Genomic DNA, 13162 nt, shown 5'->3' with positions numbered 1-13162 from the left:
TGATCTACTTAGTGACGGAAGTGTCGTGTGCCAGTGAAAATCATGGCAATCCCGTGTTCATCAGCAGCGGCAATGATTTCTTCATCGCGCATACTGCCGCCTGGCTGAATTGCGCAGCTGGCGCCACCATTCACTACGACGTCTAGACCATCACGAAACGGAAAGAAAGCATCACTCGCTACTGCCGAGCCTTTTAGGCTCAAGCCAGCGTTTTCAGCCTTGATACTGGCCATACGGGCGGAGTCTACGCGGCTCATTTGGCCTGCGCCAATGCCTAGAGTCATACCATTAGCGCAATACACAATCGCATTGGATTTAACAAATTTAGCAACACGCCATGCAAACATCATGTCATTCATTTCGCTTGGGGTAGGCTGTCTTTTGCTCACCACTCGCATTTCACTTTGCAGGACATTTTTTGCGTCTGGTGATTGGACTAATAATCCACCACCAACACGTTTGAAGTCATAAGCATTGAATGCATTACCTAATGAAATTTCGAGGAGGCGAACATTTTGCTTGCTTGCAAAAATAGCTTTCGCTTCTTCGCTAAAGCTAGGTGCAATTAAAACCTCAACGAATTGTTTTGAGATCGCCTCAGCAGCGGCACCATCACATGGCACATTGAAGGCAATAATTCCGCCAAAAGCAGAGCTCGGGTCGGTTTTAAATGCCTTTTGATAAGCCTCAAGCGCAGTTGCACCAACTGCCACGCCACAGGGATTTGCGTGTTTGATGATCACGCAGGCTGCAGCACCACCTGCATTGCCAGTAAAACTTTTCACACATTCCCAAGCAGAGTCAGCATCGGCAATATTGTTATATGACAGCTCTTTACCTTGAAGTTGTTTGTAATTGGCGAGTGCGCCAGCAACAGGATGGATATCCTTGTAAAAAGCAGCTGACTGATGCGGGTTCTCACCATAGCGCATCTCTTGGACTTTCTCAAAAGCAAGATGCAAGGTTTCTGGATACGGTGAACGTGCCTTGTGATCTAAATCATCGCCCAAAGCAGATAAGTAGTTGGCAATAGCGCCATCGTATTGAGCGGTGTGCGCAAATACTTTTTTAGCAAGACCGAGATTTGTTTTATAGGAGACAAGGTTTTTATTTGCTTTCATCTCAGCAAGAACAGGTGCGTAATCATCAGGTGAAATCAGCACGGTGACATCTTGATGATTCTTAGCGCCCGCACGCAACATTGCTGGGCCACCAATATCAATATTTTCGACTGCATCTTCAAAAGAGCAATTTTCTTTAGCAACAGTTTCATTAAATGGATATAAATTAATTACTAGCATATCAATGGTGTCGATGCCATGCTCTTTGAGTGCTGCCATGTGCTCAGGAAAATCTCTGCGTGCTAGTAGGCCACCATGCACCATTGGGTGTAAGGTTTTAACGCGCCCATCGAGCATTTCTGGAAATTTGGTTAGGGAAGATACCTCGACCACTGGTAATTGATTCTCTGCTAATAATTTTGCGGTGCCGCCGGTTGAGATCAACTTGATGCCTTGCTCATGGAGGGCTTTAGCAAAAGGGACAATGCCATTTTTATCAGAGACGGAAAGAAGTGCTGTACGGATCATATTGTTTAAAGGAATAAATAAATCAATGGCTAAATGGCTTGAAAGAAATCAGTAAATTACTTCAATAGCTGATGCTCAACTAACTTTTTATGTAAGGTGTTGCGGTTAATGCCTAGGTATTGGGCTGCGAGAGATTGGTTCTGCTTTGCATGGCGCATGACGATCTCTAACATCGGTTTTTCTACTACCGCTAGTACCATTTGATAGACATCGGATGGTGCAGTTCCTTTGAGATCATTTAAGTAGCCTTGGAGGTGGGTTTCAATGCATTCAGTTATCGGGTGCTTGTTGTTCATAAAAAATCAATGAATACTAATAATGAAAATGTAAATAAGAAAAATGAATCAGTAAAAATAAGTAAATTAAGCAGCTTCTAAAAAGATGAGACGATCAGAGTGTGATTTCATTTCATCAAAATAATCATTCACCATTTGGAGTTGTGTTTTACAGTCGTCAGCAGTATTCATGCGCTGACGAAATGCGTGAGAATTTCTGAGGCCTTTGCAATACCAGCCAATGTGTTTGCGAGCTGTTCGCAGGCCAATGTGCTCGCCATAGAATTCGTAATGATCAACAAGGTGGGCATTCATGATGCTTTGGATTTCATTAATTTCAGGTATGGGTAATCTTTCACCAGTAATGAGATAGTGATTGATCTCTCGAAAGATCCAGGGCCTACCTTGCGCTGCGCGACCAATCATGATGGCATCTGCGCCAGTATTATTCAGTACATATTCCGCTTTTTCGGGACTATCAATATCGCCATTGGCAACCACCGGAATCTTGACGCTATTTTTAACGGCTTGAATTGTGTCGTATTCCGCTTCGCCGTGATACAAATCTGCACGTGTGCGGCCATGAACTGTCAGCATGGAGATGCCAGACTGTTCTGCAATACGAGCGACCTCTAAAGCATTTTTATGTTCACGATCCCAGCCTGTGCGAATCTTTAAGGTAACCGGTATAGCATCTGGACCAACCCCCACAGCATTCACCACAGCTTCCAAAATCGTTTTGACTAATGGCTCGTCACGCAGGAGTGCAGAACCGGCGGCGACATTGCAGACTTTTTTTGCTGGGCATCCCATGTTGATGTCGATGATTTGTGCGCCATGATCCACGTTCACTTTTGCAGCAGCAGCCATCATTGCAGGATCTGCGCCAGCAATTTGAACTGCGATGGGTTTGAACTCGCCTTGGTGATTAGCACGTCGTTGTGTTTTTTCGCTTTTCCATAGCAAGGCATTGGATGCCACCATTTCTGAAACCGCGTAACCAGCCCCCAATGTTTTGCAAAGTTGTCTAAATGGGCGATCTGTAACCCCAGCCATTGGGGCGACAAAAAGTCGATTTGAGAGGGTGTGAGGGCCAATCTTCATTTATTGCGAATTGGTGCTGGAGAAATATTGGTGTGTCTTGCGGAAAGCATGACACTTTAGCACATTTGTAAGCTAATTTGCCTATTTTTTAGGCAGAAGATCAAGTACTACAAAGTTCGGATTTAAACCTCTTTAAAAGGCTTTAGGAGCCTCTTAGCGCCTGCCAAACATCATTTGGCGAGCTAAGGCTGTTTTGACTGGTGGAAGCCATTGAAGCGCTGATAAAGCTAATCCTCGAGCAAAGACAATAGGCGCTAAATTTGAAGTAAAAATTCTGGCCATAAAGTCCGTCAAGCCAATGGTTGCAGTTCTGTCTGCCTTTCGGCTTTGTGCGTATTCTTCGAGCGCGCTATGAATTTGCGTAGGATTTTGTTCATCAATGGGGCCTGCAAAAACACGACTTAATTTTTCCGCAAGCAAAAAAGAATCTCTTAATCCAAGATTCAGTCCTTGGCCTGCAACGGGATGAAGGGTTTGAGCGGCATTCCCGATCCACACTTCAGTATCTTTAATAATTTCTTTGCGATAGTTCAAGCCGAGTTCATATAAGCGACGATCTTGCACTTTCAAAAATTTACCGATACGAGAGCCAAATTCGTTTTGTAATGACGCAAGAAAATCAGTATCACTAAGTTGTAAGCGGTATTGCGAAGATTCAGGTGAGCCACACCATACGAGATTCAATATATTAGGGCCGTAGTGGCTTGGCAGAATGGCTAATGGCCCTTCTGAGGTAAATCGTTCCCAAGCTTGGTGAGGTGCTGCCTTTTCTACTTCGACCAAACCAACAAGGGCAGACTGCCCATAGTCTCTTCCAGACTCAACCCAATCTTGTTTCTTAAATAAACCACCTTCGGCATGCACAATACATTTAGCTTGTATGGCATTTAGTGCGTCATCATTGGTCACATGCTGCCATTGGAAACAAGAACTTTTCTTTTGAATAATTCGCAAGGCTTGACGTAAAGCAAGATGAATGTCGTGATAACGAACAATGTGCCCGAGCGCGCTTTGATTAAGCTCTTCCCGAGTCATTAATGCTCGTCCAAAGCGACCTGCTTGTGAGACATGTACTCGATGAATTTCAGCGTAATCTCTAGGCCACGCCTGAATTGTCTCGAGTAGTAGCTTGCTTCCATGAGAAAGTGCGATCCCGCGACTATCACCCGCTTTTAAGTCAGCATCATTACTAGGATTTCGATCAATTAGGGTAAGTTTTGCTTCAGGAAGTTTTTGCAATATCCAGGCAGCACAAGCCAGCCCAACGGGGCCACCACCTTGAATCACAATATCGCAAGATTGAGTGTTCATATATGCAAAAGACTAGTGCTTCATGAGTGCTTCAATTTCATCGACTTTGACTGGCACTCCACGAGAAATGAGTTCACAGCCAGTCTCATTAATTACCGCGTCATCTTCTATGCGAATGCCGATATTCCAGAAGGCTTCATCAATATCATCAGCAGGCCTAATGTAAAGACCTGGCTCGATCGTGATTACCATGCCGCTTCTCAGAATGCGCCAAGGCTTTTCTGTTTGGGGCTTGGAAATTTCTTCTCTATAAGAGCCCACATCATGGACATCCATTCCAAGCCAATGAGAAGTGCGGTGCATATAAAAGCGTCTGTAGGCGCTTGTTTCGATAGCATTCTCTAATGAGCCGACATCACTTAGCTTAATCAGCTTTTCATCTAATAAACCTTGTGTGAGCACTTTGACTGCAGCCTCATGAGGCTGCATGAAAGTGTTGCCAGCTTTGGCCATAGAAATTGCTGCCTCTTGAGCTGCAAGAGTAATCTCATATAAAGCGCGCTGCGGACCAGAGTACCTCCCATTGACTGGAAAGGTACGCGTGATATCCGAAGCGTAGCTGTCCAATTCACATCCTGCATCGATCAGGCAAAGCTCGCCACTACGTAATTCGGTTGAGCCAGCGCGATAGTGAAGGATGCAAGAGTTGGCACCTCCAGCAACAATGCTGTTGTAAGCCACACTTTGTGCGCCGCTATTGCGGAATTCATGAAGCAATTCCGCCTCTAGTTGGTACTCGCGCATACCAGGTTTACAAACTTGCATGGCACGAATGTGGGCGCGAGCAGAAATAGCCGCCGCGCGACGCATGATATCGAGTTCATGTGTATCTTTAAACAAGCGCATTTCATGAATCAGCACTTCAATATCGTGTAACTCAGATGGTGTGTTAATTCCACTACGCGCTTGTGATCGAACCTGTTTCATCCAGCGCCTAAGTTGCGCATCCGCTTCTTTGTTTTGAGCTAGTCGGATATATATAGCGGTTTGATCTGCTAAAAGTTCACCAAGCTTTTGATCAAGATCGTGATTGCTGTAGGCAAAGTCAATTCCCAATGCTTTGGGTGCCGCTTCTGGCCCTAGACGAATGCCATCCCAGATTTCACGTTCAAGATCTTTGGGTCTGCAAAACAGATGCGATTCAAGTGAATGTGAACTGCCATTAGCAGAAACTTTCATTACCAAGGTTGCGCCTGGCTCTTCAAAGCCTGTTAAATAAAAAAAGTCACTGTCATGGCGATAGGGAAAGTCACTATCTCGGTTGCGTACAAGCTCTGGGGCAGTTGAGATAACCGCAATACCGCCACCAGTTTTGGCAAAAATATGTTTAGCTAAGGCATTTCTGCGAAGTTGGTAAATATCTGTTTTATTCATATGCGGCATTGAGTTCTTGTAAGCGTTGTGGCGTACCTACATCGTGCCATGGACCAAGATATTTTTCACCAGACACTTTGCCTTGTTCCATAGCAGCCCGTAATAATGGCGCTAATTTAGCTGGACTGCCAATCTCCAGGTCTTGAAAAAGGTCTTTGTGATAAATGCCAATTCCAGAAAAGGTGAGTTTTTCTGAGTTACTTACTTTGTGAGAGCTTACGCGATTACTCTGAAGGTAAAAATCACCATTTGGATGCTGAACGGGGTTTGGCACCATTAATAGATGTGCCAATACAGGATTTGCTTGATTTTTTATTCTGTCAACTTCGTCGAGCAATTTATGAATCGGTAAATTTGGACAAAACACATCACCATTAATGACCAAAAAATAATCTTCTGCTTGCAGTAAAGGTAGTGCCTTTACTATTCCGCCAGCGGTTTCAAGAGCGGTTTCTTCTGGCGAGTATTGAATTTGCAGACCAAATTGCTTTCCGTTGCCCAAAGATTCCTCAATTTTGTGACCAAGCCATGCATGATTAATCACCACCTTTTTAAACCCTGCGTTTGTTAGTGTTTCTAGATGCCATGTAAGTAAAGATTTGTTTTGAATGGTGAGCAAAGGTTTTGGCAAATTGTCAGTAAGAGGACGCATACGCTCCCCTCTGCCAGCAGCAAGCAAAAAGCATGGAAGAGAAGTGCGTTGATTCATGATTGCCAATATTTATTGCTGAGAGTTTCGAGTAGATTCCAAAATACGCGCTAAGGGTTTTAATTCAATATAGCGGTTCGCAGTTGCGATAGCGTATTCGAGTACTAGTGGAATATCTTTCAAATATCCATCTTTGCCATCGCGGTGAAACAGTCTGGCAAAAATACCGAGTACCTTGAGATGACGCTGTAGTCCCATCCATTCAAAATCTCGATAGAACTGTCCAAAGTCATCTGGCATTGATAGTCCAGCTTTTCGGCCTTGTTCCCAAAATTTAATGACCCAATCAATCACACGTTCTTCAGGCCAAGAGATATATGCATCTCGCCAAAGTGATGCAGCGTCATAAGTGATGGGTCCATATACTGCATCTTGAAAGTCGAGAACCCCTGGGTTCTGTTCGGCTGTAACCATCAAATTGCGTGAATGGTAATCGCGATGAACATAGACTTTTGGTTGAGCTAAATTGTTTTCGATGATTAAAGCAAAGGCATCTTTGAGTTGTTGCTTTTGAATATCAGTAAGTTCAATTTGAAGATGTGCTTTGAGATACCAATCAGGAAATAAATCTAATTCTCTTTGTAGCAATGCCTCATCATAATTTGGCAAGATGTTTGGCTTACTCGCAAGTTGCATTTGGATTAATGCTTGTGTTGCACCTTGATAGAGTGCATTTGCAGTTTGATTATTTAGTGCCGCAAGGTAAGTTTGATTACCAAGATCGTTTAGTAACAAGAATCCTTCTGGTGCATTTTGTTCCAAGATTTTGGGTACATTTAATCCCGCATTTGCAAGCAGTGAATCAACCTGAATAAATGCGTCCAGAGGTTCATGTTGGGGCGGGGCATCCATAATGATGAGGGTCCCAAATTTTGGATTTTGGGACTGAATGCGGAAATAACGTCGAAAGCTGGCGTCGGCAGAGGCCGGGGCTAAAGTGTCGAGATCTAATTGCCAGTTAGCCTGGAGGGCTTTTAGCCAGTTTTTTAGGGTGTTTAAGCGAGAGTCAGTCATGGTCGATTCGTATAATAAGGCGGTCTGGATCCATGAGTCATTATCGCCGTCGCGCCGGCTTTTGCGCCCCTCTTTTTTTAGCCTTAACCCTGCGTGTAGTGATGGGGGTGGTATTACTCCCGGTTTCACTTTTAGGACATGCTCAGGCACCAGCAGCACTCCCCCCAGTTTCACAAGCTACTCAGAATTTCACGCTCTTACCTGATCGTGGAAATGTGACCGTCTTAAAGCTTGATGATCAATTGCGCGTTGGTAAACCCATCTCGGATGGTGAAGCTCTTACATTTACATCGAGTGATGTGATTGATGGCGTAGTTGATCGTGACATGCACTTAAGGGGGCGCGCTCAAATCCGTCGTAATGGAGCCGCATTAAAAGCGGATGAGATTACTTATAACCCTGATACTGATATTGCTGACTTGATTGGTAATGCTGAACTTTCAAAAGGGAATACAACTTTTAAAGGACCAAAGGGTCAATTCAAAGTTGATGCACGCGAAGGGTTTATGGAGACACCAAGCTATGAGCTTAGGGATACGCGTGGAAATGGTACAGCTAATAAATTAACTATTGAAAATTCAGACATCTTTGTATTTGATCGCGCTATCTATACAACTTGTACTCCAGAAAACATGGATTGGTATTTCTCGGCAAGTAGTCTTGAAATCGATAATGAACAAAAAGAAATGGTTGGCACTAATGGTGTGATGCGTTTTTTCAATGTGCCAATTGCTTACGTGCCTTACTTCACAGCGCCTACTTCTAGTGAGCGTAGAACTGGTTTACTAGCTCCAGTTGTTGGATATAACTCTAATAATGGCCTAGATATTACGGCGCCTTACTATGTCAACATCGCTCCAAATCGTGATCTATTGTTGTTGCCTCGCGAGATGAATCATCGCGGTTTCATGCTTGGTGCTTCTTATCGTTTTTTAGAGAGAGAGTATTCTGGCGTAGCAACGGGAGAGTACTTGCCGTATGACAAACAAACCGGAACAGATCGTTGGAAATACGATTGGCAACAGCGACAAATCTTTGCGGGAGGAGTGGGTCCTGGTGGCGCACCATTGCCAGGATCTTGGAGTGGTTACGCAAACATGTCGCGGGTTTCAGATAGCTTGTATCCCACCAACTTTTCTCAAAGTATTGCTGGTCAAGTAACAAGTCAATTTCGTCAAGAGCTTGGCACATCGAAGCAATTGACTGGTGCGTTAAGTAATTGGACGGTTGGCGCTAAAGCCGCTGCCTTTCAAACCTTACAGCCCGACCCAAATAATTTAGTGCAAGCGCCTTACAACGTGTTACCTAATGTCACTGCCGCTTATAACAGTCAGCTTAGTCCAGTGGTGTCAGATCCAAGTGGTCGATATCTAGCTTTGCCAACGGGTCCTAAGACCACTTTTTCAGCTGACTACACTCGCTTTGCATATGCGCTGGGAAGTAACTTTAATGCTCCACCGCCAGGCGCATATACGCAAGCGGATCGTACTGTTGTCAAGGCTGGATTATCACTGCCGCAAATCACTCCTGGTTACTACATTACACCTACAGTAAGTTTGCAGTCGAATACATACAACGCTACCGCTAATCCAGCGGCTTATACCGGAACAAGTCCTGCGGCAGTTCAGGGTTTCACAATCCCCACATTCAGCCTAGATTCTGGTTTGGCATTTGAAAGAGATGCGTCAGAGCTTCATGGCTTCTTTGGTCGCGACATGCTCCTGACGATGGAGCCGAGAGCGTTTTATGCTTACACACCATACCAAAGTCAGGCCAGTACGCCAGTATTCGATACTGCTGATGCAGGTTTTGGCGTTTCACAAATTTTTACAGCGAACACGTTTATTGGTAATGATCGCGTTGCCGATACCAATGCTGCAACCCTGGGCTTAACCAGTCGCATGATTGAGTCAAATACGGGAGCTGAGCGGGCGAATGTGACCTTGGCCCAAAAGCAACAATTTACAGCGCAAAAAGTTGGACTTAATGGAAATATTGCGAGCCCGACAACCTACTCAGACACTCTGGGCTCTGCTTCGGTTCGATTGCTTGGTAACTTTAGTGCAGATATGTTTGGGCAGTACAACACGCAATTAAATCGTTTTGTACAAACCACAGTTGGTGCTAGTTGGCGTCCAACTGTTGGCAGAAGCTTGAACTTTGGTTACCGCAATGTGTGGACGCCACCGATTCAAGCATCTGCACAGAATAATCAGGTTGCAACCCCAGCAGCAACTACTACTGATCAATACAATATTTCTGGTCAATGGCCATTAACGCGTGAAGTTTCCGTCCTGGGTCGCTGGGGTTATGATGCTTTAACAACAAAAACCTTGAATACATTAGTTGGTTTGGAGTGGACCAGAGATTGCTGGACTTTCCGCGGCGCCTATTCCCAGGCAGTCAATACTTCCCTTATTACCACTACCCAAGTCTTATTTCAGATCGAATTTAGGGGCTTTGCTAGCGCAGGAAGTAATCCAGTTGATATCATGAAGTTAAATGTACCTGGGTATATGCCAACTTCTAAGCCTATCCCTCCATCCATATATGAGAATTACCAATGATGCTTTGTAGGTTCAGTTTGAATAAATATATTTGTCTTGCCATATTCCTTGGCTCATTTGGATTGGTCGCGATAGCTAGTGCTCAAGATGCCAATAAAACGCCGTCCGCAAGCGATAACAAAATTCGTAATATCGATGGCGTTGCTGCTGTGGTGAATACAGGTTATGTGACCCGTAAAGATATTGATGATCGAATTGCAGCGCTAAGAAAGCAGGGCGCAAAATTGCCAGATGATGGTTCGCTTCGGAAAGTGATTCTAGAGCGCTTAATCATTGAAAAAATTCAGTTACAAAATGCTGAACAAGAAGGCGTCACGGTTACCAATAAAGAACTTGATAGGATCATTGCTGATATTGCTGAAAAAAATAAAATCAGCGTGGCTGAATTCAAGGCAAAAGTAGTTGCATCAGGAAGTACATTTGAACGCTACAAACAATTACTGCGTGATGATGTTGTATTAAGTCGCTATCGTGAACGGGAAGTTGAAGCGAAGATCAAGATTTCGGATGCGGAGATAGATAACTTTATTGCGGAGAGAACCCGAGCTATCGGCGGTGCCGCACCGCGTTCCACCCCAGCTGGTAAGGGAGAGCCCGAAGAGATTGATGTAGCTCAAATTTTTATTCCCGTAGACGCTTCTGCTGGTGTTGGTGCTCAAGCTGAAGCAAAAAGAAAAGCAGATCAACTTTTGCGGGATGCAAAAGGGGATGCAGACTTTATGCAACTTGGCGCTATGGCCGCCAAAGAAAATCCAAAAATTAAATTCCAAGACTTAGGTTATCGATCTGCTGATCGACTTCCGCAGTTGTTTTATGAAGCAATTCGTAATACAGGTGGCGGACAGGTTGCGAATGCCGTGGTTAAAAGTCCTGCGGGATATCATGTCCTCAAAGTAATGGATCGCCGTGCCTTGGTCGCTGGGCAAGCTACTCAGCAAGTTGAGCCAGCTGCATCAAGTTCGAATACTCCACAAAATATTCCGATTACACAAACAATGGCTCGCCATATTTTGTTGCGCAATCGTCCCGGTTTAACCGATCAAGATGCTGAGCGTCGTTTAGCTGGATATCGTGATCAGGTTCGTGCAAAAACTGCTGATTTTGCTGAGTTGGCAAAAAAATATTCAGAGGACGGATCTGCACCTAATGGTGGAAACTTGGGTTGGATGGGTCCAGGGGATTTAGTTCCTGAATTTGAGCAGGCTATGAATCGCTTGCAAATCGGTGAAGTGAGCAACCCAGTCAAGACAGAATTTGGTTGGCATTTAATCCAGGTTTTAGAGCGTCGCGAAGCTCAGTTAACTGTTGAAAAGCAACGTCAATTTGCGCGTGCTGCTATTCGAGAAAGAAAGTTCGAGCAAGCTTATCAGGATTGGTTGCGTGAGATACGAGATACCGCAACAGTAAAAATCTTGAATGTTGAAGATGCGGCAACTGGAACCCCTCGTTAAACTCGTCATTACTACCGGTGAGCCTGCCGGCATTGGCCCTGAGGTATCAATAGTGGCAGCCAAGCAATTTTTGCTTGAGCAGCCAAATGCGAGTATTACTTTATTGGGGGATCAAACCCTTTTAAAAGAGGCTCTTCATGGCTCTAATGATGATCGTCTTCAGGTAGAGGTTGTACCCCTTATTGCCCCCTCAATTCCAGGTGTTTTAGATGCTCAAAATAGCCCATATGTAATTCAATTATTAGATCGGGCTATCGATGGTTGTATCGCAGGGCAGTTTGACGCGATGGTTACAGCACCTCTTCAGAAGAGTGTTATTAATCAATCAGGGCTAGCTTTTACTGGCCATACTGAATATTTAGCGCAGCGTTGCAGTGTGAAGCATGTCGTAATGCTATTAAGTGCCGCTCTTAATGAGGGGTTTTTAGGGATTTCTAGTGCAAGAGATTTCAGGGTTGCCTTAGTAACAACCCATTTACCTTTGCAAAAAGTTTCTTCTTCTTTAAGCCAAGAGTTGATATTAGACACAATCCAAATTGTGCATCGGGATCTCCAGTTAAAAATGGGTATTAGTAATCCTGTAATTCGTATGTCGGGATTAAATCCTCATGCTGGTGAATCTGGTTATTTGGGTCGAGAAGAAATCGACATGATTTCCCCAGCAATTGACGCTGCTAAAAAAACGGGGATCAATGTATCTGGACCATATCCCGGCGATACGATGTTTGATCCTAAAGCTTTGGAAGAGGTAGATGCTTTTATCGCCATGTATCACGACCAAGGTTTGGCACCATTCAAATTTATTACTTTTGGGGGTGGCGTTAATATCACTTTAGGTTTGCCGATAATACGAACCTCGGTGGATCATGGAACAGCTTTAGATATTGCTGGCAAGGCCTTAGCGGATGCTGGATCAATGTTAGAGGCTATACGAGCCGCTTATCAAATGGCGCGCACCCAAAAAAAATTGGTTAACTAATGCATCGCGCACGCAAACGTTTTGGCCAAAACTTTCTTCAGGATCAAGGCATTATTCATGCAATCGTGCGCTTGATTAACCCGAGTTCGGATATGCATGTCATTGAGATCGGACCCGGTCTTGGTGCTCTAACAAGGCCGCTGCTAAGTAACCTTACCCATCTTGATTTGCTGGAAATCGACCGTGATTTAGTAGCTTACTGGCAGCATGAAAATCTTTCAGGTTTAACAGTTATTGAGGGTGATGCTCTCAAGTTTGATTTCAATAAGTGGGCGCAACAGCGTTCTGAAAAGTCGGGTTTATGTAAGGTAGTTGGTAATTTGCCTTACAACATTTCATCGCCTTTACTGTTTCATTTGGTTTCTGCAGCCTCACACATTGATGAGCAAGTATTTATGTTGCAGGCTGAAGTGGTAGAGCGCATGGTTGCACAAGCTGGCAGCTCCGATTTCAGTCGGCTCTCCGTGATGTTGCAAGCTCGCTACGATATGGAATTGGTGCTTGAGGTACCCCCTGAAGCTTTCGAGCCGGCGCCTAAAGTGAATTCAGCGGTAGTACGCATGATTCCTAGAAAAGAGTTTCATTTAAATTTTGCTCAATGGAGTGCTTTAGAGCAAGTGGTCGCAGCTGCTTTTTCGCAAAGAAGAAAAATGCTCAGAACAAATCTACAGCCATTTTCTTCCAGGCTTAAGCTCTCGGAAGATGAGTTAAAAGTCAGAGCTCAAGATATTTCAGTAGATCGTTATATTGAATGGGCTAAGCTTTTAGCCAACTAAACTTTAATGGTCT

Annotated in this window: 11 protein-coding genes; 4 read left to right on the top strand and 7 right to left on the bottom strand. The window is 44.3% G+C overall.

Translation table 11 applies throughout. The annotated features are described in order from the left end of the window. Positions 1–8: 8 nt before the first annotated feature. The 7 genes from purH to NHB34_RS08975 all read right to left on the bottom strand — a co-directional run bounded on the left by purH (position 9) and on the right by NHB34_RS08975 (position 7376). Complete coding sequence (gene purH, locus NHB34_RS09005) at positions 9–1589, bottom strand: bifunctional phosphoribosylaminoimidazolecarboxamide formyltransferase/IMP cyclohydrolase (RefSeq protein WP_353427305.1); 1581 nt, start codon at positions 1587–1589, stop codon at positions 9–11. Between the two features lie 56 nt (positions 1590–1645). Then, positions 1646–1885, bottom strand: a complete 240-nt coding sequence (locus NHB34_RS09000) for a helix-turn-helix domain-containing protein (protein WP_353427304.1) — start codon at positions 1883–1885, stop codon at positions 1646–1648. Positions 1886–1951: 66 nt separating this feature from the next. Continuing rightward, complete coding sequence (gene dusB / locus NHB34_RS08995) at positions 1952–2968, bottom strand: tRNA dihydrouridine synthase DusB (RefSeq protein ID WP_353427303.1); 1017 nt, start codon at positions 2966–2968, stop codon at positions 1952–1954. Positions 2969–3121: 153 nt separating this feature from the next. Then, a complete protein-coding gene (locus tag NHB34_RS08990) occupies positions 3122–4279 on the bottom strand; it encodes an FAD-dependent monooxygenase (protein WP_353427302.1) in 1158 nt (385 codons plus the stop codon). A 12-nt stretch (positions 4280–4291) separates the two neighbouring features. Continuing rightward, positions 4292–5653 (bottom strand): aminopeptidase P N-terminal domain-containing protein, encoded by a 1362-nt coding sequence (locus NHB34_RS08985; protein ID WP_353427301.1) that lies wholly within the window; start codon positions 5651–5653, stop codon positions 4292–4294. Continuing rightward, on the bottom strand, positions 5646–6362 hold the full coding sequence (gene murU / locus NHB34_RS08980; protein WP_353427300.1) for an N-acetylmuramate alpha-1-phosphate uridylyltransferase MurU: 717 nt from the start codon (positions 6360–6362) through the stop codon (positions 5646–5648). Before murU ends, NHB34_RS08985 begins: the two co-directional genes overlap by 8 nt. 12 nt (positions 6363–6374) lie before the next feature. Beyond that, on the bottom strand, positions 6375–7376 hold the full coding sequence (locus tag NHB34_RS08975) for a phosphotransferase (protein WP_353427299.1): 1002 nt from the start codon (positions 7374–7376) through the stop codon (positions 6375–6377). A 32-nt stretch (positions 7377–7408) separates the two neighbouring features. On the opposite strand from NHB34_RS08975, the gene lptD reads away from it, so the two are divergent. From lptD to rsmA, 4 genes are read left to right on the top strand one after another with little or no spacing between them, the layout of a single operon-like run. After that, the gene (lptD, locus tag NHB34_RS08970) at positions 7409–9943 is read left to right on the top strand and encodes an LPS assembly protein LptD (protein WP_353427298.1); all 2535 of its coding nucleotides are present in this window, start codon (positions 7409–7411) and stop codon (positions 9941–9943) included. 17 nt (positions 9944–9960) lie between these two features. Next, the gene (locus NHB34_RS08965) at positions 9961–11394 is read left to right on the top strand and encodes a peptidylprolyl isomerase (protein WP_353427297.1); all 1434 of its coding nucleotides are present in this window, start codon (positions 9961–9963) and stop codon (positions 11392–11394) included. Beyond that, complete coding sequence (gene pdxA, locus NHB34_RS08960; protein WP_353427296.1) at positions 11369–12373, top strand: 4-hydroxythreonine-4-phosphate dehydrogenase PdxA; 1005 nt, start codon at positions 11369–11371, stop codon at positions 12371–12373. Before NHB34_RS08965 ends, pdxA begins: the two co-directional genes overlap by 26 nt. Beyond that, a complete protein-coding gene (gene rsmA, locus NHB34_RS08955; RefSeq protein WP_353427295.1) occupies positions 12373–13149 on the top strand; it encodes a 16S rRNA (adenine(1518)-N(6)/adenine(1519)-N(6))-dimethyltransferase RsmA in 777 nt (258 codons plus the stop codon). The genes pdxA and rsmA overlap by 1 nt, the downstream gene beginning before the upstream one ends. The last annotated feature ends 13 nt before the right edge of the window (positions 13150–13162 follow it).

It is taken from the genome of Polynucleobacter sp. MWH-UH19D (assembly GCF_040409795.1).
Classification (GTDB): Bacteria; Pseudomonadota; Gammaproteobacteria; order Burkholderiales; family Burkholderiaceae; genus Polynucleobacter.
The sequence above is the reverse complement of the archived record's forward strand: the minus strand, read 5'-3'. Positions and strand labels throughout refer to the sequence as shown.

Coding starts and splice junctions, on each gene's coding strand:
- purH (WP_353427305.1), bottom strand. CDS start 1,589: ATGATCCGTACAGCACTTCTTTCCGTCTCTGATAAAAATGGCATTGTC.
- NHB34_RS09000 (WP_353427304.1), bottom strand. CDS start 1,885: ATGAACAACAAGCACCCGATAACTGAATGCATTGAAACCCACCTCCAA.
- dusB (WP_353427303.1), bottom strand. CDS start 2,968: ATGAAGATTGGCCCTCACACCCTCTCAAATCGACTTTTTGTCGCCCCA.
- NHB34_RS08990 (WP_353427302.1), bottom strand. CDS start 4,279: ATGAACACTCAATCTTGCGATATTGTGATTCAAGGTGGTGGCCCCGTT.
- NHB34_RS08985 (WP_353427301.1), bottom strand. CDS start 5,653: ATGAATAAAACAGATATTTACCAACTTCGCAGAAATGCCTTAGCTAAA.
- murU (WP_353427300.1), bottom strand. CDS start 6,362: ATGAATCAACGCACTTCTCTTCCATGCTTTTTGCTTGCTGCTGGCAGA.
- NHB34_RS08975 (WP_353427299.1), bottom strand. CDS start 7,376: ATGACTGACTCTCGCTTAAACACCCTAAAAAACTGGCTAAAAGCCCTC.
- lptD (WP_353427298.1), top strand. CDS start 7,409: ATGAGTCATTATCGCCGTCGCGCCGGCTTTTGCGCCCCTCTTTTTTTA.
- pdxA (WP_353427296.1), top strand. CDS start 11,369: ATGCGGCAACTGGAACCCCTCGTTAAACTCGTCATTACTACCGGTGAG.
- rsmA (WP_353427295.1), top strand. CDS start 12,373: ATGCATCGCGCACGCAAACGTTTTGGCCAAAACTTTCTTCAGGATCAA.